Origin of the sequence: Variovorax glucosi (genome assembly GCF_051216695.1) — a bacterium.
In the GTDB taxonomy this organism is placed as follows: Bacteria; Pseudomonadota; Gammaproteobacteria; order Burkholderiales; family Burkholderiaceae_C; genus Variovorax.
In genome coordinates, this window is sequence record NZ_JBPJZE010000002.1 from 1,103,429 (window position 1) to 1,123,033 (window position 19,605).

At 64.4% G+C, this 19,605-nt stretch carries 20 protein-coding genes; 10 read left to right on the forward strand and 10 right to left on the reverse strand.

Annotation, left to right across the window (positions count from 1 at the left end; genetic code table 11):
• Positions 1-43: 43 nt before the first annotated feature.
• The 9 genes from ACSFA3_RS13380 to ntrC all read left to right on the forward strand — a co-directional run bounded on the left by ACSFA3_RS13380 (position 44) and on the right by ntrC (position 9,553).
• The gene (locus tag ACSFA3_RS13380; protein WP_435505927.1) at positions 44-1,078 is read left to right on the forward strand and encodes a YncE family protein; all 1,035 of its coding nucleotides are present in this window, start codon (positions 44-46) and stop codon (positions 1,076-1,078) included.
• Positions 1,062-1,859: a polysaccharide deacetylase family protein gene (locus ACSFA3_RS13385; RefSeq protein WP_435505928.1), complete on the forward strand. Its 798-nt coding sequence runs from the start codon at positions 1,062-1,064 to the stop codon at positions 1,857-1,859. The genes ACSFA3_RS13380 and ACSFA3_RS13385 overlap by 17 nt, the downstream gene beginning before the upstream one ends.
• Complete coding sequence (locus tag ACSFA3_RS13390) at positions 1,856-2,848, forward strand: sterol desaturase family protein (protein ID WP_435505929.1); 993 nt, start codon at positions 1,856-1,858, stop codon at positions 2,846-2,848. The genes ACSFA3_RS13385 and ACSFA3_RS13390 overlap by 4 nt, the downstream gene beginning before the upstream one ends.
• Before the next feature lie 77 nt (positions 2,849-2,925).
• Positions 2,926-3,834: an EI24 domain-containing protein gene (locus ACSFA3_RS13395; RefSeq protein ID WP_435505930.1), complete on the forward strand. Its 909-nt coding sequence runs from the start codon at positions 2,926-2,928 to the stop codon at positions 3,832-3,834.
• Positions 3,831-4,631, forward strand: a complete 801-nt coding sequence (locus ACSFA3_RS13400) for a competence/damage-inducible protein A (RefSeq protein WP_435505931.1) — start codon at positions 3,831-3,833, stop codon at positions 4,629-4,631. The genes ACSFA3_RS13395 and ACSFA3_RS13400 overlap by 4 nt, the downstream gene beginning before the upstream one ends.
• Positions 4,632-4,781: 150 nt before the next feature.
• Positions 4,782-6,197: a type I glutamate--ammonia ligase gene (gene glnA / locus ACSFA3_RS13405; protein ID WP_435505932.1), complete on the forward strand. Its 1,416-nt coding sequence runs from the start codon at positions 4,782-4,784 to the stop codon at positions 6,195-6,197.
• Positions 6,198-6,342: 145 nt separating this feature from the next.
• Positions 6,343-6,861 (forward strand): hypothetical protein, encoded by a 519-nt coding sequence (locus tag ACSFA3_RS13410; protein WP_435505933.1) that lies wholly within the window; start codon positions 6,343-6,345, stop codon positions 6,859-6,861.
• A complete protein-coding gene (glnL, locus tag ACSFA3_RS13415; protein ID WP_435505934.1) occupies positions 6,861-7,937 on the forward strand; it encodes a nitrogen regulation protein NR(II) in 1,077 nt (358 codons plus the stop codon). Before ACSFA3_RS13410 ends, glnL begins: the two co-directional genes overlap by 1 nt.
• Positions 7,938-7,960: 23 nt before the next feature.
• Positions 7,961-9,553, forward strand: coding sequence for a nitrogen regulation protein NR(I) (gene ntrC, locus ACSFA3_RS13420; RefSeq protein WP_435505935.1), 1,593 nt, complete (start codon positions 7,961-7,963; stop codon positions 9,551-9,553).
• A gap of 28 nt (positions 9,554-9,581) precedes the next feature.
• Here ntrC and xth read toward each other — a convergent pair whose 3' ends face one another.
• The 10 genes from xth to ACSFA3_RS13470 all read right to left on the reverse strand — a co-directional run bounded on the left by xth (position 9,582) and on the right by ACSFA3_RS13470 (position 18,378).
• Positions 9,582-10,370, reverse strand: coding sequence for an exodeoxyribonuclease III (xth, locus tag ACSFA3_RS13425; protein WP_435505936.1), 789 nt, complete (start codon positions 10,368-10,370; stop codon positions 9,582-9,584).
• A 41-nt stretch (positions 10,371-10,411) separates the two neighbouring features.
• Positions 10,412-11,635, reverse strand: a complete 1,224-nt coding sequence (locus ACSFA3_RS13430) for an acyl-CoA dehydrogenase family protein (RefSeq protein WP_435505937.1) — start codon at positions 11,633-11,635, stop codon at positions 10,412-10,414.
• Positions 11,636-11,656: 21 nt separating this feature from the next.
• Positions 11,657-12,493, reverse strand: coding sequence for a MetQ/NlpA family ABC transporter substrate-binding protein (locus ACSFA3_RS13435; RefSeq protein WP_435505938.1), 837 nt, complete (start codon positions 12,491-12,493; stop codon positions 11,657-11,659).
• An 81-nt stretch (positions 12,494-12,574) separates the two neighbouring features.
• Positions 12,575-13,921 carry an LLM class flavin-dependent oxidoreductase gene (locus tag ACSFA3_RS13440; RefSeq protein ID WP_435505939.1) on the reverse strand — a complete coding sequence of 449 codons (1,347 nt, stop codon included), beginning with the start codon at positions 13,919-13,921 and terminating at the stop codon, positions 12,575-12,577.
• Positions 13,922-13,932: 11 nt separating this feature from the next.
• Positions 13,933-14,751, reverse strand: coding sequence for a MetQ/NlpA family ABC transporter substrate-binding protein (locus ACSFA3_RS13445; protein ID WP_435505940.1), 819 nt, complete (start codon positions 14,749-14,751; stop codon positions 13,933-13,935).
• 190 nt (positions 14,752-14,941) lie between these two features.
• On the reverse strand, positions 14,942-15,286 hold the full coding sequence (locus ACSFA3_RS13450) for a c-type cytochrome (RefSeq protein WP_435505941.1): 345 nt from the start codon (positions 15,284-15,286) through the stop codon (positions 14,942-14,944).
• Between the two features lie 38 nt (positions 15,287-15,324).
• Positions 15,325-15,720: a VOC family protein gene (locus ACSFA3_RS13455; protein WP_435505942.1), complete on the reverse strand. Its 396-nt coding sequence runs from the start codon at positions 15,718-15,720 to the stop codon at positions 15,325-15,327.
• 16 nt (positions 15,721-15,736) lie between these two features.
• Complete coding sequence (locus ACSFA3_RS13460; protein WP_435505943.1) at positions 15,737-16,108, reverse strand: ribbon-helix-helix domain-containing protein; 372 nt, start codon at positions 16,106-16,108, stop codon at positions 15,737-15,739.
• Positions 16,109-16,133: 25 nt separating this feature from the next.
• On the reverse strand, positions 16,134-17,702 hold the full coding sequence (locus tag ACSFA3_RS13465) for a GMC family oxidoreductase (protein ID WP_435505944.1): 1,569 nt from the start codon (positions 17,700-17,702) through the stop codon (positions 16,134-16,136).
• Between the two features lie 70 nt (positions 17,703-17,772).
• On the reverse strand, positions 17,773-18,378 hold the full coding sequence (locus tag ACSFA3_RS13470) for a tat (twin-arginine translocation) pathway signal sequence (RefSeq protein WP_435505945.1): 606 nt from the start codon (positions 18,376-18,378) through the stop codon (positions 17,773-17,775).
• A 133-nt stretch (positions 18,379-18,511) separates the two neighbouring features.
• On the opposite strand from ACSFA3_RS13470, the gene ACSFA3_RS13475 reads away from it, so the two are divergent.
• Positions 18,512-19,558: a LacI family DNA-binding transcriptional regulator gene (locus ACSFA3_RS13475; RefSeq protein ID WP_435505946.1), complete on the forward strand. Its 1,047-nt coding sequence runs from the start codon at positions 18,512-18,514 to the stop codon at positions 19,556-19,558.
• The last annotated feature ends 47 nt before the right edge of the window (positions 19,559-19,605 follow it).

The window sequence follows — 19,605 nt, forward strand, 5'->3', positions numbered from 1 at the left end:
TGTCGGGCGTTAAGCTCAAAACCGCTTTTTCTGGAATTTCCCCTTGCTATTTTCTGTCCCGTCGACCGGCCGTCTTGCGGCCTTTTTCCTTGCCTTCGCGGTTGCCGCCACGGGGCTGTTTCCCGAGAAGTCCGCCGAGGCCGCAACCGCAGCGACCCCCGCGACCACGCCGCCGCCGCTTTTCGTGCTGAACTCACTCGACGCCACGGTAAGCGTGATCGATCCGCTCACATGGGCCGAGAAGCAGCGCATCCAGACCGGCAAGGAGCCGCACCATCTGTACATGACGCCGGACGAGCGCTCGCTGATCGTCGCGAACTCCGCTGGCGATTCGCTGACTTTTCTCGACCCACGCACGGCGGAAATCCAGCGCACGGTCTACGGCATCATCGATCCGTACCAGCTTCAGTTCTCGCGCGACATGAAGTGGTTCGTGACCGCCGCAAACCGGCTCGATCACGTCGACATCTATCGCTGGGACGGCAAGGAGCTGAAGCTTGCCAAGCGCATCGTCACCGGCAAGACGCCGAGCCACATTTGGATCGACAACGCGAGCACCGTGGCCTACGTCACGATGCAGGACAGCAACGAGATGATCGCCGTCGACCTGGCGACGCAGACGATCCGCTGGCGCGTGGCGACCGGTCCGATGCCGGCAGACATCTTCGGTGTCCATGACGACAAGACGCTGCTGGTCGGCCTGACCGGCAGCGACGGCGTGCAGGTGTTCGACGTCGCCGGCCCGCAGCCGAAGGCGGTCGGCAAGATCCTGACCGGAAAGGGCGCACATGCGTTCCGTTCCGCCGGAGACGGCCGCAGCGTCTTCGTGAGCAATCGCGTCGCCAACAGCATCAGCCGCATCGACATCAAGACGCTGCAGGTCATCGAAAGCTACGCCGTACCGGGCGGTCCCGACTGCATGGACGTGTCTGCCGACGGCAAGCGCCTTTATGTGACTTCGCGTTGGGCCAAGAAACTCAGCGTGGTCGACCTGACCACGCGCAAGCTGGAACTGCAGGTGAATGTGGGACGCTCGCCGCACGGCGTCTGGACGATCGACCATGCGAAGCAACGCTAGCGCGAAAACTGCGCTGGCTTGCGCGGCCGTTTTTGCGTGCCTGGGCGCCGCTGCGCAAGGCGCCTGCGAGAAACCGGTCTATCTGACCTTCGACACCGGCCACATGGGCATCGCGCCGCTGGTGGCCGAAGTTCTGGCGCGGCAGAACGTGCGGGTCACGTTCTTCGTCGCGGCCGAGCGGACGACGACGGACGGCGACAGCTTGGACAACCACTGGGCTACCTGGTGGAAGGCGCGAGCCGCCGAGGGCAACGAGTTCGCATCGCACACCTACGACCATGCGTACTGGCGCGGTGACGAACGCGGCGTGGCACCGAGCTTCCGGATCCGGCCGTCCGCCGGCGCGTTCGCGGGCCGGGAATTCACCTGGAGCGCGGCACAGTACTGCGAGAACATCTCCAGGGCGAGCGACCGCATCGCTCAGATTACCGGCAAGAAGCCGTTGCCGCTGTTCCGCGCGCCGGGCGGCAAGACATCGCCGAAGCTGCTTGCCGCCGCCGAAGCCTGCGGCTTCAGGTACGTCGGCTGGGCGCCGGCCGGTTTCCTGGGCGACGAGCTGCCGAGCGAGAAATTCAGCAACGAGCGCTTGCTGCAGCAGGCGCTCGACGGCATTCGTCCGGGCGACATTCTGCTGGCGCACCTGGGCATCTGGTCGCGCAAGGATCCGTGGGCGCCGGCGGTGCTGGAACCGCTGATCGTCGGCCTGAAGGCCAAGGGCTTCTGCTTCCAGACGCTGCGTCGCCATCCGGCCTACAGTGAATGGATCGAAAGACATAAATGACGGAATGGTTGACCGACCAGTTCGCGGCTTGCCAGCAGTGGGTTTTCGAGACCCTCATGCAGCCGCTGGTCTATGCGGTAGGGCTCGGAGGTCGCGTCGAGGATGCTTTCGATGCGACCGGCTGGCTGTTGGTCGGCTTGCTCCAGCTGCTTGTGCTGATCGCGGTGATCGGGCCGCTGCAGCGCTGGCGTCCGGTCGAGGCCGTAACCGATCGCGCGGGCATCCGGCTCGACATTCTCTACACGGCAATTCACCGGCTCGGCATATTCCGGGTGGCGATGTTCCTGCTGCTGCAGCCTTTCTTCGACGAATGGCTGGGCCTGCTGCGCGCCTCGGGTGTCGGCACGCTGCACTTGGACGAACTGGTGCCGGGAATCACCGACATTCCGCTGGTGGCCGTCGTCATCTACCTGGTGGTGCTGGACTTCGTCGAATACCTGATCCATCGCGGTCAGCACCGCTTCAACTGGTGGTGGGGACTGCATTCGCTGCACCACTCGCAGCGCCAGATGACGATGTGGAGCGACAACCGCAACCATCTGCTCGACGACGTGCTGCACGACACGATCATCGTGGTGGTCGCGCAGCTGATCGGTGTGGCGCCGGGCCAGTTCATCGCGATCGTGGCGCTGATGCAGCTCAGCGAGAGCTTCCAGCATGCGAACTTGCGGATGAGTTTCGGTGCCATCGGCGAGCGGCTGTGGGTGAGTCCGAGATTCCATCGCACGCACCATCGAATCGGCGACTACGGTGCGGAAGGCGACGGTCACGAGACACGGGGGCAGGGCGAAATCCACGGCAGCAACTACGGCGTGCTTCTGCCATGGTGGGACATGCTGTTCCGCACCGGCGATTTCTCGAGACGCTACGAGCCGACCGGCATCCGTGACCAGGTCGAGCCGGACGCGAACGGCCGGGTGCGCGAATACGGTCGCGGCTTCTGGTCGCAGCAATGGCTGGGACTGCTGCGCCTCGTCGGGCGCGGCTGACCGACAACGCACTCTGCCGGCAGGACCGTCTCTGGACTACGCAAGGGTCGGCTACGCAGCGTTATCCTCGGCACCCGATGCGACTCCTACTCGATTCTTTCTGGCGCGCCGTCGCCTATTGCCTCCGCCCGCGCGTGATCCTGCTTTCGCTGGTGCCGCTCGGTTTGATGGCGGTGCTGGCTGCGGTATTCGGCTATTTCTTTTGGAATTCGACCGTGATCTGGACGCGCGGCGCGCTCGACGCGTGGCCGCTGCTGTCGAGTCTCTGGGGCTGGCTCGGCGGACTGTTTTCCAGCGACATCGCATCGATGCTGGCGCCGCTGGTCGTGGTGCTGGCTGCGACGCCGGTGATCGTCCTCGTCGCTTTGCTGCTGGTTGCCGGTCTGATGGCGCCGGCGCTCACCGAGCTCGTTGCCGACAGGCGATTCACGACGCTGGAACGCAAGAAGGGCGCTTCGTTCGTCGGCAGCGTCGCGCGTTCGCTCGGCCTCAGCCTGCTGGCGCTGGTGGCGCTGCTGGTGTCGATGCCGCTGTGGCTGATCCCGCCGCTGGTGCTGGTTCTGCCGCCCCTGATCTGGGGCTGGCTCACCTACCGCGTGATGAGTTTCGATGCGCTGGCCGACCATGCCAACGCAGAGGAACGCGCGACTTTGCTGCGCACCCACCGGATGCCGTTGCTGGCGATGGGCGTGCTGTGCGGCTATCTCGGCGCGGCGCCGAGCATCGTCTGGGCGTCGGGGCTGCTGTTCGCTGCCGCATTCTTCGTGCTGGTGCCGTTGGCGATCTGGATCTACACGCTGGTCTTCGCCTTCTCGGCGCTATGGTTTGCGCATTACACGCTGGACGCGCTGGCACAACTGCGGGCGCAGCGCGCCATATCGCCAGCGTCGGCAGCGTCGGTCGCGACATCGCCCGATGCGCTGGTCGTCGCGTCCGATTCAACGGCTCCCGCAGCTTCATCTTCCATCCAAAGGACCCTCCCATGAGCCGCAACTTCGGTTTGATCATCGTCGGCGACGAAATCCTTTCGGGCAAACGCCTCGACAAGCACATGCCCAAGTTCATCGAATTGCTCGCCGCCCGCGGCCTGTCGCTGACCTGGGCCGAATACGTGGGCGACGAGCCGGCCCGCATCACTGCCGCACTTGCGCGTGCTTTCGCATCGGGCGATGTCGTGTTCTCCACCGGCGGCATCGGCGCGACGCCCGACGATCACACGCGGCAATGCGCGGCGGCCGCGCTTGGCGTGCCGCTGCTGCTGCATCCGGAAGCCGAGGTGCTGATCCGCGAGCGCATCAAGGACACCGCTGAAGAGCAAGGCCTGACGTACGAGCCGGACCGGCCCGACAACGTCCATCGCCTGAACATGGGCGTGTTCCCGACCGGTGCCGAGATCATCCGCAATCCGTACAACAAGATTCCCGGCTTCAGCGTCGGCGACGTGCATTTCGTACCCGGCTTTCCGGTGATGGCCTGGCCGATGATCGAAACCGTGCTCGACACGCGCTATGCGGATCTTTTCGCGCACGGTCAGTCCATCGAGAAATCGGTGGTGGTCTACGGCGCGATGGAAGCGACGCTCACACCGCTCATGCAGGACATCGAGGCAGCGCACCCGGGCATCAAGGTCTTCAGCCTGCCAAGCGTCGATCATCCGGTGCACGGAAGGCACATCGAGCTGGGCGTCAAGGGCGACCGGGCCTTGATCGAAGCGGCCTATGCACAGCTTTTGGAAGGTTTGCACGGTTTTGACGCGCGTCTCGGCCCTGAGTTGGTGCGATAACCTACGCCGCACCAAACTGGTGTGATCTGGCCCGATAGCCGATAAGTACTCTCCCGCAATCGGTTGCAAATAACTCGTTTGCAGCCAATGGCACAGAAACTGCATTCCCTCCCCCCTGCAGACCAAACCAAACCCAACCAGGAGAAATTGATGGCAAAGACCGTCGCCGACGTACTGAAGCTCGTGAAGGAAAACGAGGTCAAGTTCGTCGACTTTCGCTTCACCGACACCCGTGGCAAAGAACAGCACGTCACCGTGCCGGTCTCGCATTTCGATGAAGACAAGTTCGTTTCGGGCCACGCGTTCGACGGCTCGTCCATCGCCGGCTGGAAGGGCATCGAAGCATCGGACATGCAGCTCATGCCCGACCCGAATACCGCCAACATCGATCCGTTCTTCGAAGAAACGACGCTGATCCTGACCTGCGACGTGGTCGACCCGGCCGACGGCAAGGCCTACGAGCGCGATCCGCGCTCGCTTGCCAAGCGCGCAGAGGCGTACATGAAGGCTTCCGGCCTGGGCGACACCGCCTACTTCGGACCGGAACCCGAATTCTTCGTGTTCGACAGCGTGCGCTGGAAGAACGACATGTCGGGCTGCTTCGTGAAGATCGATTCGGAAGAAGCTTCGTGGAACACCGACAAGGAATACGAGCACGGCAACACCGGCCATCGTCCCGCTGTCAAGGGTGGCTACTTCCCGGTTCCGCCGGTCGACAGCTTCCAGGACATGCGCTCGGAAATGTGCCTGGTGCTCGAATCGCTCGGCATCCCGGTCGAAGTGCATCACCATGAAGTGGCCAACGCCGGCCAGATGGAACTCGGCACCAAGTTCAGCACGCTGATTCAGCGCGCCGACTGGGTCCAGCTGCAGAAGTACGTGATCCACAACGTGGCCCACGCCTACGGCAAGACCGCCACATTCATGCCCAAGCCGATCGTCGGCGACAACGGTTCCGGCATGCACGTGCACCAGTCGGTCTGGAAAGACGGCAAGAACCTGTTCGCCGGCGACGGCTATGCAGGCCTGTCGGAATTCGCGCTGCACTACATCGGCGGCATCATCAAGCACGCCCGTGCCCTGAACGCCATCACGAACCCCGGCACCAACAGCTACAAGCGCCTGGTTCCGGGCTACGAAGCACCGGTCAAGCTGGCTTACTCGGCCAAGAACCGTTCGGCATCGATCCGCATTCCGTTCGTCGCGAATCCGAAGGGCCGTCGCGTCGAAGCACGCTTCCCGGATCCGCTGATGAACCCGTACCTCGGTTTCGCCGCGCTGCTGATGGCCGGCCTCGACGGCGTCGAGAACAAGATCGATCCGGGCGAAGCGGCCACGAAGGATCTCTACCATCTGCCGCCTGAAGAAGACGCGCTGATCCCGACCGTCTGCCACAGCCTCGACCAGGCACTCGAATGTCTCGACAAGGACCGCGCCTTCCTGACCAAGGGCGGCGTGTTCACCGAGTCTTACATCGATGCCTACATCGAACTGAAGATGCAGGAAGTCACGCGCCTGCGCATGGCGACGCATCCTGCCGAGTTCGACATGTACTACTCGCTGTGATGCTTACCCCTGTCGCAAGACGGGGGTTGCACCGGAACAAAGGCGGCTTCGGCCGCCTTTTTCATTGGCGTCGGGGCTTGGGACGAACAGAACCAGGAATGCATGAGAATGCCTTTTTGCTGTCCAACTTCTCATTCTCTCGACCATGAAGACCAGGTTCCTGCTTTTGCTGATGTCGGCCGCGTCCCTGGCGGCCTTGCCCACCGTCGCGCAGGAGCGCGTCTGGCGCTGCGGCAATGAATACACGAACAACGCCGCCGTAGCCAAGGAAAAGGGCTGCAAGGTGATGGAAGGCGGCAACGTCACGGTCGTGCAGTCCCCGCGTCCGGCTTCCGGTGGCGGAGCCGCAGCCAATCCGGCGGTCCGTGCGCCGGGCGGCAGTCCTGCAGGCAGCCCGCGTGTCGAAGGTTCCGACCAGCGTGCGCGCGACGGCGAAGCCCGTTCGGTGCTGCAGTCCGAACTCCGCAAGGCCGAATCGCGGCAGGTCGAACTGCTTCGCGACTACAACAACGGTCAGCCAGATAAGCAGGGCGGCGAGGCCCGCAACTATCAGAAATACCTGGACCGCGTGGCCGACATGAAAGCCGAACTGACGCGCAACGAGAGCGACATCGCCGGCATCCGGCGTGAGCTCGGCCGACTGCCGGCCAACGGAGCACCCTGATGGTCTTCGGCAAGCCGGCCTCTTCCTCGAAACGTTTTCAGGCATTCGATCTGCTGGCGACGCTGATTGCGGTCGTCAACCGCAACGGCCTGGTGCTGTTCGCGAACGCGGCGCTCGAAGACGTGCTGGGCACATCGCGCCGGACGCTCGAGGGCTCGTCCTTCGGCGCCTGCTTCAACGAGCCGCAAGTGCTCCAGACGGCGCTGGACGGTGCAAGTGCCAATGATTTCGCCACGCTGCGCTACGAAGCGTTCTTGCGCCGCGTCAATCACGACATGATGCCGGTGCAGATCACGCTGGCTCAGAGCGACAAGGTCGGCGAGCTGATCATCGAGTTGTCTCCGCTCGACCAGCAGGTCAAGCAGGACCGCGAAGAAAGACTGCTCGACCAGGCGCAGGCCAACAAGGAGCTGATCCGCAACCTGGCGCACGAGATCAAGAATCCGCTGGGCGGAATCCGCGGCGCGGCGCAACTGCTGCAGATGGAGGTCGAGTCGCGCGATCTGATCGAGTACACGCAGGTGATCATTCATGAGGCCGATCGGCTCCAGTCGCTGGTCGACCGACTCCTGGCGCCGCACCGCCGGCCGCATGTGGTGGGCGACGTGAACATCCACGAAGTCTGCGAGCGCGTGCGTTCGGTGATCCTGGCGGAGTTTCCGCGCGACCTTCACATCGAGCGCGATTTCGACGTGTCGATCCCGGAGTTTCGCGGCGATCGCGAGCAGCTGATCCAGGCGACGCTCAACATCGTCCACAACGCGGCACAGGCGCTGTCCGAGCGCCGTGCTGCAGGCGATGCGCAGATCACCCTCAAGACACGCATCGCCCGTCAGGTCATATTCAACAAGCAGTGGTATCGACTGGCACTGGAATTGCATGTCATCGACAACGGGCCGGGTGTGCCGAGCGCAATCAAGGACCGAATTTTCTATCCCCTCGTGTCGGGAAGAGAAGGCGGAACAGGGTTGGGACTCACGCTCGCACAGACCTTCGTGCAACAGCACCATGGGGTGATCGAGTGCGATAGCGTGCCGGGCCGAACCGATTTCAAATTACTGATACCGCTGCCGTAGAGGCCGGACGACAAGGGAACTGCATGAAGCCGATCTGGATAGTAGATGACGACCAATCGATTCGCTTCGTGCTCGAGAAGGCGCTGCTGCGCGAAGACCTGCCGACGCGCAGCTTCACCAATGCCCGCGAAGTGCTGGCGGCGCTCGAAGCTGCAGCCGGCGACGAAGCGCTCGGACCACAGGTCCTGGTGAGCGACATCCGCATGCCCGGCGGTTCCGGGCTCGACCTGCTCGACAAGATAAAGGCCAAGCATCCGGGCCTGCCGGTCATCATCATGACCGCGTTCTCCGACCTCGACAGCGCCGTGTCGGCGTTCCAGGGCGGCGCTTTCGAATACCTGCCGAAGCCGTTCGACCTGCCTCGCGCTGTCGAACTCATTCGTCGTGCCGTCGAGGAAAGCATGCGCGAGGAGGTGGCTGAAGAACGCATGGCCGCCGCGCCGGAAATGCTCGGTCAGGCGCCTGCGATGCAGGATGTGTTCCGTGCCATCGGGCGTCTGTCGCAGAGCAACGTGACGGTGCTCATCACCGGCGAATCAGGCTCCGGCAAGGAACTGGTCGCGCGCGCGCTGCACAAGCATTCGCCGCGAACCAACGGCCCGTTCGTCGCCATCAACACGGCGGCGATCCCGAAGGATCTGCTGGAGAGCGAACTCTTCGGCCACGAGCGCGGCGCCTTCACCGGCGCGCAAACCATGCGCCGCGGTCGTTTCGAGCAGGCCGAAGGCGGTACGCTATTCCTCGACGAAATCGGCGACATGCCGTTCGATCTGCAGACGCGTCTGTTGCGCGTGCTGAGCGATGGTCACTTCTATCGCGTCGGCGGTCACAACTCGGTCAAGGCCAACGTGCGCGTCATCGCGGCGACGCATCAGGATCTCGAACAGCGCGTCAAGCTCGGTGGCTTTCGCGAAGACCTTTTCCATCGGCTGAACGTCATCCGACTGCGCCTGCCTGCGTTGCGCGAACGCGGCGAAGACGTGCCGGCGCTCACGCGGCATTTCCTTCAGCAGAGCGCCAAGCAGCTCGGTGTCGAGCCGAAGCGCATCGCCGAGGCGGCGTTGACGCAACTCGCGACATTCGACTTTCCCGGCAATGTCCGCCAGCTCGAAAATATCTGCCACTGGCTGACGGTGATGGCGCCTGCGCAGCTGATCGAAGCCAAGGACCTGCCGCCGGAAGTAATGGCGACCGGAGTGGCGGCGGCAGCTGCGTCCGCTGCATCCGCCGCCGCCGCCGCTGCAGCCAATGCCGCTTCGGAAACATCGACCGCAGTGGTGTTTCCGGCTGCGATGGTGACCGCCGCGCCCGCCCTGTATCCCGCGCCCCTGGCCGATGCCGAAGGCGCCGCAGGGTTCGCGCATCCGGTCGGCATGGGTGCTACGGCGTTGTCGCCGGACAGCAGCGCCTGGGAGAGCGGCCTGGAAAGCGAAGCGCAGAGCCTGCTCGCATCCGGCCGCAACGACGTCTGGGACGCGCTGTCGCGCCGTTTCGAATCGCGCCTGATCCTCACTGCGCTGGCCAACACGCGCGGCCGACGGATCGAGGCCGCGCAGAAGCTCGGCATCGGCCGCAACACCATCACCCGCAAGATCCAGGAACTCGGTCTGGAGTGAACGAGCGCGATCGAAGCCAGCGAGCCGATCAGCTCGCTGCGGCGTCGATTTCAAGCGTCACCGGCGCATGGTCGCTGGGCTTCTCCCATTTGCGCGGCACACGGTCGATGCTGCAAGCCACGGCGCGCGGCACGACGGGCGCCGTCACGAGGATGTGATCGATGCGCAGGCCGCGATTCTTCTGGTAGCCGAGCATCCGGTAGTCCCACCACGAAAAGCTCTTCGGCGGCTGATCGAACAGCCGGAACGCGTCGGTCAGGCCGAGCGCCAGCAATGCCTTGAAGTGGTCGCGCTCCTCGGTCGTGTGATGGATGGTTTCGCGCAGGCCTTCGGGGTCGAAGCTGTCGCGGTCTTCTAGCACGATGTTGAAGTCGCCGAGCAGCACGAGATCGGGGTGCGCCGCGATCTCTTTCTGTAGCCAGTCGCGCAGAGCTGTCAGCCACCGCATCTTGTATTCGAACTTGTCGCTGCCCGGCGCCTGTCCGTTGACGAAATAGCCGTTCACGATGCGCAGCGGACCGGTCGCAGTGTCGACCGTGGCGCTGATGACGCGCGAATGTTCGTCGGTGAAGCCGCCGATGTTTCTCGTCACGTCGCGCAGCGGCAAGCGGCTCAGGAGCGCGACGCCGTTGTACGTCTTTTGACCGAAGACGGCGGCTTCATAGCCTGCCGCCTTGAGGACTTCGAGCGGAAACTTGTCGTCGGTCATCTTCAGCTCCTGCAGGCACAGGACATCGACCGGGTTGGCGGCGAGCCAGTCGAGCACGTGCTGGAGGCGGGCGGTGAGGGAGTTGACGTTCCAGGTGGTGATTTTCATTTTCTTCGGACCTGTCGATTTGAATGGGATCACTCATTCTGTCAGCCCGCATTCGCCCCCACCGACCAGTAGAAAGTCGGGTCGATCCCGTTCAACGCATGGTCCCCCACAACCCGGGCCTTGTAGATCACCGGGTTGTGCGACGCCAGCGTTCGCGCGTTGCGCCAGTGGCGATCGAGCCGCACGTCTTCCTGCAACGCCGATGCGCCGCCGACATCGAACAGCCGCGTCGACGACTGCAGCACCGCATCGCCGATGAAGACCTGCGCCTTGGCCATGCGCAGTTCCACGTCCACCAGCAGTTCGACGGGAACCGGCTGGCCTGCATTGCGCAGCCGGTCGATGTCGCCAAGACCTGAAGCCACTGCGCGGACAGTCGCCGTCGCGGCGAAAGCGGTGCTGGCCAGCTGGCCGATGAGTTGCTGCACCAGCGGGTCTTCGCGCGGCGTCGCACCGGCGCCGTGGCTGTAGACGCGCTTGCGCACCTGCACGAAGGCGACTGCGTCGCGCTCGATGGCGCGTGCGATGCCTGCAAGCGTGGCGAGGTGTACCAGCTGGAAAAAAGCCGTCATCGGCGTCGGGCCGGTGCGTGCGCTCGGCAGCACATGGGCCGGGTCCACGCGCACGCGTCGGAATCGCGTCGTGCCCGACGCGCTCAGGCGCTGGCCGAAGCCGCGCCAGTCGTCCACGCGTTCGACGCCTTTCGCGTCGGCGGGCACCAGCACAAGCACGCGCTCTCCCGCGCTTTCGTCGGGACCGATGCGCTGTGCGGCGACGGCGATCCAGTCCGAGTAGAGCGTGCCGGTGCTATAGAACTTGTCGCCGTCCAGCAGCCAATCGTCGCCTTCGCGGCGCAGTGTCGTCTGCAATGTGCCGAGCGCGCCGTGGCCGAGTTCGGTCGTGGCGTTGCCGAAGATCGTGCCGTCCACCGCGAGGCGCAGCCAGGGAGCGTGCAGTGTGGGATCGGCCTCGGCGAAGAGACGCTCGATGAAGCCGAAGTGAGCACGCAGGATCTGCGGCAGGTTGGAGTCGGCCTCGCCGAGCGCGATCAGCAGATCGAAGAACTGCTCGACCGATGCGCCGAGCCCGCCGGCCGCGACCGGCACACGCACCGCACCGAAGCCAGCGTTGCGCAGCCAGCCGATGGGCTCGTAGGCCAGCGCGCGGTCGCCCTCGCGCTGCAGGGCGCCTTGTGCGATGCGGTCGAACACCGGCTGGAAGCGCAGCGAAAGGTCGGCGGAGGTCGGCGAGGCAGGTGAAGACATCGGTCTGTGCAGGTCAGGAAATCAGAAAGCCGGCACCAGCGCGCCCTTGAATTTCGTCTCGATGAATGTCTTCACTTCCGCCGAGTGGTAAGCCTTCACGAGCTGCTGCGTCCAGGGCTTGTCCTTGTCGGCGCGACGCACCGCGATGATGTTCGCGTAGGGGCCCTTCGGCGACTCCTTGATCACGCTGTCTTTCGCCAGCGTGAGGCCGGCCTTCTCGGCATAGTCGTTGTTGATGGCGGCGATGGTCAGATCGTCGAGCGAACGCGGAAGCTGCGCCGCATCGAGCGCGACCAGCTTGAGCTTCTTCGGATTCGTCACGACGTCGAGCGGCGTCGCCGTGTTGTTCTTGACCGCTTCGGGCTTCAGCGTGATCAGCTTTGCTTCCTGCAGCAGCAGTAGCGCGCGGTTGCCGTTCGACGGATCGTTCTGGATGCCGACCGTGGCGCCGTCCGGCAGCGCATCGATGGTCTTCAGCTTGCGCGAATAAAAGCCCAGCGGCGCCGTGATGGTGAGCGCGACCGGCACGATATCGTAGCCGCGCGACTTGTTCTGGTTGTCGAGGAAGGGCTGGTGCTGGAAGGCGTTGGCATCGAGGTCGCCGGCCGATAGCGCCGCATTGGGCAACTGGTAGTCGTTGAAGACGATCACGTCGAGCGTGAGGCCGTCGCGCGCCGCGACCTTCTTCACCACTTCGAAGATCTGCTCGCCGCTGCCGACGGAGACGCCGACCTTGATCGTCTTTTTGTCCTGTGCGTGCGCGATGCCGCCGGTTGCGAGAAGTGAGGCGGAAGCCAGCGAGAAGGCAGCGACGAGCGCTTTGCGGCGGGGGAGGGAGGTCAGCATCTGGAAAGGCATGTCGAAACGCATGTCGTGATTGAAAGAGGCGTGACTATGCCTCCGGCCAAGCTGTGTTCAAACGACTTAAAACGCACAACCTTATGCAGCCGCGCGCTCTGCGCTCCGGCCGGCCGGTCGCTGGAGGCCGAGGTGATCTCGCAGCGTGTCGCCCTCGTACTCGGTGCGAAAGATGCCTCGTCGCTGCAGGATCGGCACGACGCCGTCCGTGAAGGCTTGCAGGCCGTCCGGCAGCACGTCGGGCATCAGGTTGAAGCCGTCGGCCGCACCGGCCCGGAACCAGCGCTCGATGTCGTCGGCGATCTGCTCCGGCGTGCCGACGATTACGCGATGTCCGCCGCCGCCCGCCAGCTCGCGAATCAACTCTCGCGCGGTGAGGTCGAGCCGCCGTGCAGTCGCCAGCGTCGCGTTGAAGAAGGTGTGGTTGCCGTTGCCGGCGCCGGGCAGCGAGAGGTTTTCCGGCAGCCGCTCGTCGAGCTTCAGGCGCTCGGGCGCGATGCCGAGGATGCCTGCCAGGCGGGTGAGGCTGTAGTCCCACGGAATGAGTTCGACCAGTTCGTCGCGGCGGCGGCGCGCTGCGGCTTCGGTGTCGCCGATGATGGTCGTCAGGCCCGGCAGCACGCGAATCGCCTCGGGTCCGCGACCCAGCGCCTCGGCGCGCGATTTGAGGTCGCGCGCATAGGCGAGCGCTTCCTCGAACGATTGGGAAGCCGAGAACACGGCCTCGGCATGTCGCGCCGCCAGCGCTCGGCCGTCGCCCGATCCGCCCGCCTGTACCAGCACCGGATGGCCCTGTGGCGTGCGCGGCAGATTCAGCGGACCTTGCACCGAGAAGAACTCGCCGCGATGCGCGATCGGTTGAACCTTGGCCGCATCGATGAAGCGACCGGCGGCCTTGTCGCCGATGAAAGCATCGTCCTCCCAGCTGTTCCAGAGCGCCTTGACGACCGATGTGAATTCGGCCGCGCGCGCGTAGCGCTGTGCGTGATCGGGGACCGCGTCGCGGCCGAAGTTGCGTGCCGAGGCGAGGTCGGCCGTGGTCACCATGTTCCAGCCGGCACGGCCGCCGCTGACGTGGTCCAGCGTGGAGAAGCGCCGCGCGATGTTGTAGGGTTCGTTGTAGCTGGTGGAGGCGGTTGCGATGAGGCCGATGTGCGTCGTTGCCGCAGCAACGCTTGCGAGCAGAACGGTCGGTTCCAGCGCCGTGATCGGCCGGAAATGGATCTGGTCGACGATGGCCGCGTTGTCCGCGAGGAACACCGCATCGAGCTTTGCTGCCTCTGCGATCTGTGCGACCCGGGTGTAGTGCTTCATGTCGATGAATGCACGCGGATCGCTGCCGGCCGGACGCCATGCCGACGGCAGAAAGCCCGAATGCAGGATGTTGACGTTGAGGTGCAGGCGGCGCGTTCCGGTGGTCTGGGGCATGGCGCTCGGCTTCACTTCGCGAAGTAGTCGGGCAGCTTGTAGCCGGCCCATGCCGGGTTGGCCTGGAACACCTGCTGGAACTCCGCCGACTGGTAGGCCAGCACGATGTCCTTCGCGTACTTCGTGCTCTCGTTGCCGCGCTTGACTGCCACGACGTTGATGTACGGCAACGTCATGTCTTCCTGCTTCAGGGCTTCGGTGAGCTTCAGCCCCGAGGCCACGGCATAGTTGCCCTGCACGGCCGCGAGATCGGCATCGGCCAGCGACCGCGCCGCCTGGGCCGCGTCGAGCGGTACGAAGCGCAGCCGCTTGCGATTGGCGACGACATCGCGCTCCGAGACGTTCACCGGACTGACGCCCGGCTTCAGTTCGATCCAGCCGATGGCCGCAAGGATGTTCAGGGCGCGTGCGCCGTTCACCGGGTCCGCGGGCAGCGTGACGGTGGCGCCGTCGGGCACCGCATCGAGCGTCTTGTGGCGTTGCGAATAAAGACCCATCGGCGGCGTCGGCACATGCACGATCGGCACGAGGTTGAAGCCCTGCCGCTCGTTGGTGGCGTTCAGGTAGAGCGAGTGCTGGAAGATGTTGGCGTCGATATGGCCGCGCTCGACCGCATCGTTGGGCTGCACGCCCTGGCTGAATTCGACGTACTTGACGGTGTAGCCCTTGCGGGCGAGCAGCGGCTCGATGCCCTTCGTGAAGGCGTCGCGATAAGGACCCGGCATGAAGCCGATGCGGAGGTCTTCGGCATTGGCGGAGTGGACGCCGCTGGCGAGCAGCAGCGTCACGAGGAGGCCGCTGACGGCACGGCGTTGGGGAAGGTAGGACATGCCGCGGACTCTAGGGCCGCCGCTCTGTCAGTCCAACGAAGCTTTGCGCCTAAGCATCATCGGAATGCGTCGTTGGACGCATGTCGGTCGCGATCTGTCGAACCGGCCTGTGGTTGGTCAAAGAGCAATCGAGGCGTCTGCCAGCGCGGTGCTTTCCACAGGCGGCAGACCGGGCCGCTCTCGCTCTTTACTACTTGCTCGGATCGGACAGGATCCACTCGGCCAACACCTTTGCGTCGGCGTCGCTGAGCCCCGCTTGCGCCGGCATCTCGATCGCGCCCCACTTTCCCTTGCCGCCGGAACGTATCCGTGCCGCGAGCGCATTGGCGTCGATGCTCTTGTCCTTCTCGTAGCGCGCAGCGACTTCCTTGTAGGAGGGGCCGAGGATGCGCGAGGCTATTGCATGGCAGCCGAGGCACGCGTTCTTCGTCGCCAGTTCCTTGGCTTTGGCAGCGTCGACGGCAGCGCTGGCACTTGCGCAGACACCGGCCATCAGCAGAGCGACGAGGGCGGTTTTTACTGGAATGAATTTCATGAGGGAGAGGCGTGGGAGATCTGTGAGAGAGCTGTTGTCTAGCGATAGTGACCGTGCGTTTCCAGCACTTCGATCTTGTAGCCGTCGGGGTCGAGGATGAAGAAGAAGCGGGCGATGAGATTCTCGCCATCCTTGAATTCCTTGACCGGCAGGGGCGATCGGCCGGCCGCGACCAGTTCTGCGTGGCGTTCGTTCACGTCGGGCGTGACGAAGGCGATATGACCGTAGCCGTCGCCGTGGGTGTAGGGCGTGTCGCGGCCCTTGTTCCAGGTGAGTTCGATCTCGGCATCGCCATCCGGGTTTCGCAGGTAGACCAGCGCGAAGTCGGGGAAGTCGAGCCGGTGCGACGGTGTCATGTCGAACACGTCGCGGTAGAAAGCCAGCGAGGCGTCCAGGTCGTGGACGCGGATCATGGTGTGGATCAGTTTTGCCATCGTGCTCAGGGCTTGTTCAGTGCGTGATCTTGCCGATCGATGTCATCGCGGGCAGCGACGAAGGCAATGGGGAAGGTGTCGCGATCCGGTCGTTGGCAACGGTATCGACCTGCGCGCTCAGGCGGTCGCATTTGCGTTTGAGATAGCGCAGGCAGGTGACGCGAAGGAACGACGTGAAGTTGAGCACGTCGCCCCGGTGCCGCAGGATCTCGTCGTGGAAGCTCATGATGAGCGCGTTGGTCGACATCCCTTCTTCTTCCGCCAGGCCGGCCAGCGTGTCCCAGATGAAATTTTCCAGTCGGATGCTGGTCGACACGCCGTGTATGCGCACGGTCCGGGTTCTCGATTCGTACAGGATGGGGTCCGCCGTGATGAAAAAATCGCACATGAAAGGTTCTCCAGTCCGGTTCGGTTCAGATCGCGCGCCGCGTCATCTGACCGGCGATGTACTCGGCCTGCCGGATCGCCAGCGAGACGATCGTGAGGGTCGGGTTTTCCGCGCCGCCGGTCGTGAACTGGCTGCCGTCGCTGATGAACAGGTTCGGAATGTCGTGGGTCTGTCCCCACGCATTGCAGACACCGTCCTGGCGCTTCGCACTCATGCGGCAGGTGCCCATGTTGTGCGTGGACGGATAGGGCGTCGTGCGGAAGGTCCTGGTTGCACCGGCGGCCGCGTAGAGCTGCTCCGACTGCTTGTAGGCGTGCTCGCGCATGGCGACGTCGTTGGGGTGATCGTCGAAGTGCACGTTGGGCACGTAGCTGCCGAACTGGTCCTTCACGTCGGTATTCAGGGTGATGCGGTTGCTTTCGCGCGGCATGTCCTCGCCCACGATCCAGAGCCCCGCCAGGTTCGTGTAGTTGTCCATCCACCAGGCGAAGTCCTCGCCCCAGCCACCCGGATCCAGGAAGGCCGCCATGAACGGGATGCCCAGCGAAATGGTTTCCAGCTCGTAGCCGCCGACGAATCCGCGGCGGGTGTCGTGACGCGCCTCGTCTCGCACGATGCCGGCCATCGTCGTGCCCTTGTACATGTGCACCGGATCCTTGAACGCGCCGTAGACCGAGCCGGTGGTATGACGCAGGTAGTTGCGACCCACCTGGCCGGAAGAGTTGGCCAGGCCGTCCTTGAACTTGTTCGATGCCGACAGCAGCAGCAGGCGCGGCGTTTCGATCGCGTTGCCGGCCACGCACACGACGCGGGCTTTCTGGCGCTGTTCCTTGCCGGCGGCGTCGCGGTAGACGACCGCGTTGACGCGGCCGGCCGCGTTGTGCTCGATGCGGGTGGCATGCGCCTCGGCGCGCAGCTCGAACTTGCCGGTGGCATCGGCCGCGGGCAGTTCGGTGTACAGCGTCGACCACTTCGCGCCGCTCTTGCATCCCTGGAAGCAGAAGCCAAGCTGCATGCAGCGTCCGCGGTTGTCGCGCGGCTGGCTGTTGATCGCCATGTTGCCGGTGTGCACTTCCTTGTAGCCGATGCGGGTCGCACCGTTGTAGAGCACCTTGAAGTTGTTGTTTCCGGGCAGGCCTGGAATGTCGTTGGTACGGGTCACGCCCATCTTCTTCTCGGCGCGTGCGTAGTACGGCTCCAGGTCCTTGTACGTGATCGGCCAGTCGAGCAGGTTGCTGCCTGCGAGGCCGCCGTAGGTCGTGCGCGTCTTGAACTCGTGCGGCTGGAAACGCAGCGATGCGCCGGCCCAGTGCGTCGTGGTGCCGCCCACGGTCTTGCAGATCCAAGCGGGCAGTTCAGCGAAATCCTTGGCTATGCGCCAGCTTCCCGACGTGGTGCGCTTGTCGGTCCAGGCCAGCTGGCTGAACGACTTCCATTCGTCGTTGATGAAGCTGGCATTGGATTGCTTGCCGCCCGCTTCCAGCACGACGACCTTGATGCCCTTTTGACAAAGTTCGTTGGCGAGCGTGCCGCCGCCCGCGCCCGAACCGATGATGACGACGACCGATTCGTCGCCGAAGTCGAATTTAGCCATGATGTCTCCTATGGCGCCTGGCAATCGCCAGCGCTGTTATGTTGGATGTGTGCCCTCGCGGCACCGTGCTTCAGCCCAGGAAAGGCGGCGGACTTGCCTCGACCGACGGATCGGGCAGCCAGGCCAGGTCCTGGAAACCGCGCACGATGTAGCCACCCTTTTCCCAGGCGGAGCCGGGGTAGCCGAACACGGCGAAAGCCATTTCGTTGTCGTAGATCGAAGTCACGGCCTTGCCGCGCACGGTATTGAAGAACGGCTTGCCCGACAGCGACCTGACGGTTGCCAGCCGCTGCGCCGGATCCGCCTTCAAGAAGCTGCCGCCGGTACCCGCATCGAGCTGGGCGATGCCGTCCTTGAGTGTCTTCGCGGATGCCGCGCTGGCTGCGGCGCCGGTGTCCAGGTCCTTGACCAGCAGCGCATAGACCGCATCCGGAAGATTGGGGTGCGGGAACAGCACGCGGCCCATTTGCAGCAGGCTCTCGCCTTCCTGCTGCGACAGCGTTTTCAGCTCGAGTGCCCAGGCCGTCGAAGGCGCCAGCAATGCCAGCGAACTTCCGACTGCCAGCGTTCCGAAAAGAATGCCGGTGCCGTTGAGTAGCGTGCGGCGAGTGAGGCCGGGTTCGCGCACGCCGGGAATGATCGGTGCCTCGGCCTGCACCACTGGAATGAATCTCATCGTGTCGTCTCCATCGTTTCAGTCCGATCTTTGCCGGACTGATGAGAAATTCTAGGAATATGGGTATCTCAAAAGGGCATAACCGACTACCTACAGGGATCACCCTAAGGTCGGTGTTTCCTAGAATGAAAACATGACATCCGAAGCCGCTTCCGAATCCGTTTCCGGACCCCGCCGCGCCCGCCGGGGCAGTGGCGCAGTCACGTTGCACGACGTCGCGAAGCTGGCCGGCGTGGCGCCGATCACCGCGTCTCGCGCGCTGAGTTCGCCGTCGCGGGTCTCGAAGGAAGTTCTCCGGAAAGTTGCCGAGGCGGTGAGCAACACCGGCTATGTACGCAACGGCCTGGCCGGCGGACTGGCATCGACTCGCAGCCGGCTGGTCGCGGCCGTCGTGCCGACCATCGCCGGCCCGGTTTTCCTGCAGACCATCCAGGCGCTGACGCAGGCGCTGGCCGACGAGGGCTACCAGCTCATGCTCGGCCAGAGCGGTTACGTGGATTCGCGCGAAGACGATCTGCTCGAAGCCATCATCGCGCGGCGTCCCGACGGCATCGTGCTGACCGGGATCATGCATTCGCCGCAGGGGCGCAAGCGACTGCTGGCTGCCGGCATTCCGGTCGTGGAGACCTGGGACCTCACCGAGACGCCGCTCGACATGCTGGTCGGCTTCTCGCATGCCGATGTCGGATTGGCGGTCGTCACGTATCTGCAGGCGAAGGGCCGGCGCGCGCTGGCGATGATCGCCGGCGACGACGAGCGTTCCGGTCGTCGGCAGCAGGCTTTCGAGGATGCAGCGCGCGCAGCCGGGCTTGCGGCCGTGCGCGTCGTGAACGTGCCCGCACCGACGACGCTGAAAAGCGGCCGAGCGGCCCTGGCCGAATTGCTGGCGACAGGCCAGGGAATCGACGCCGTCTTCTGCAGTTCCGACCTGCTGGCGCTCGGCGTGATGGTCGAAGCGCGTTCGCGCGGCATCGCAGTGCCGACGCAGCTGGCCATCGTCGGTTTCGGCGATCTCGAATTCGCGGCCGACCTCGACCCGTCCCTGACATCGGTGCGGATCGACAGCGACGCGATCGGCAGGCAGGCGGCGCGATTCATCATCGATCGGGCGGACAAGCGGTCTGCCGGTCCGGCCGTCGTCGACGTCGGTTTCAGCATCGTGGAACGCGACAGCGCCTGACTTTTCTCGCGGCGGAGATTCGGGTAACTACCGATCCTCAACTCATT

Bases quoted from the DNA above. Each gene is read 5' to 3' on its own strand.
- ACSFA3_RS13450 (WP_435505941.1), bottom strand. From the start codon at position 15,286: ATGAAATTCATTCCAGTAAAAACCGCCCTCGTCGCTCTGCTGATGGCC.
- ACSFA3_RS13430 (WP_435505937.1), bottom strand. From the start codon at position 11,635: ATGTCTTCACCTGCCTCGCCGACCTCCGCCGACCTTTCGCTGCGCTTC.
- ACSFA3_RS13410 (WP_435505933.1), top strand. From the start codon at position 6,343: ATGAAGACCAGGTTCCTGCTTTTGCTGATGTCGGCCGCGTCCCTGGCG.
- ACSFA3_RS13465 (WP_435505944.1), bottom strand. From the start codon at position 17,702: ATGGCTAAATTCGACTTCGGCGACGAATCGGTCGTCGTCATCATCGGT.
- ACSFA3_RS13460 (WP_435505943.1), bottom strand. From the start codon at position 16,108: ATGTGCGATTTTTTCATCACGGCGGACCCCATCCTGTACGAATCGAGA.
- xth (WP_435505936.1), bottom strand. From the start codon at position 10,370: ATGAAAATCACCACCTGGAACGTCAACTCCCTCACCGCCCGCCTCCAG.
- ACSFA3_RS13435 (WP_435505938.1), bottom strand. From the start codon at position 12,493: ATGCCTTTCCAGATGCTGACCTCCCTCCCCCGCCGCAAAGCGCTCGTC.
- ACSFA3_RS13445 (WP_435505940.1), bottom strand. From the start codon at position 14,751: ATGTCCTACCTTCCCCAACGCCGTGCCGTCAGCGGCCTCCTCGTGACG.
- glnL (WP_435505934.1), top strand. From the start codon at position 6,861: ATGGTCTTCGGCAAGCCGGCCTCTTCCTCGAAACGTTTTCAGGCATTC.
- ACSFA3_RS13400 (WP_435505931.1), top strand. From the start codon at position 3,831: ATGAGCCGCAACTTCGGTTTGATCATCGTCGGCGACGAAATCCTTTCG.
- ACSFA3_RS13390 (WP_435505929.1), top strand. From the start codon at position 1,856: ATGACGGAATGGTTGACCGACCAGTTCGCGGCTTGCCAGCAGTGGGTT.
- ACSFA3_RS13395 (WP_435505930.1), top strand. From the start codon at position 2,926: ATGCGACTCCTACTCGATTCTTTCTGGCGCGCCGTCGCCTATTGCCTC.
- ntrC (WP_435505935.1), top strand. From the start codon at position 7,961: ATGAAGCCGATCTGGATAGTAGATGACGACCAATCGATTCGCTTCGTG.
- glnA (WP_435505932.1), top strand. From the start codon at position 4,782: ATGGCAAAGACCGTCGCCGACGTACTGAAGCTCGTGAAGGAAAACGAG.
- ACSFA3_RS13455 (WP_435505942.1), bottom strand. From the start codon at position 15,720: ATGGCAAAACTGATCCACACCATGATCCGCGTCCACGACCTGGACGCC.
- ACSFA3_RS13440 (WP_435505939.1), bottom strand. From the start codon at position 13,921: ATGCCCCAGACCACCGGAACGCGCCGCCTGCACCTCAACGTCAACATC.
- ACSFA3_RS13470 (WP_435505945.1), bottom strand. From the start codon at position 18,378: ATGAGATTCATTCCAGTGGTGCAGGCCGAGGCACCGATCATTCCCGGC.
- ACSFA3_RS13475 (WP_435505946.1), top strand. From the start codon at position 18,512: ATGACATCCGAAGCCGCTTCCGAATCCGTTTCCGGACCCCGCCGCGCC.
- ACSFA3_RS13385 (WP_435505928.1), top strand. From the start codon at position 1,062: ATGCGAAGCAACGCTAGCGCGAAAACTGCGCTGGCTTGCGCGGCCGTT.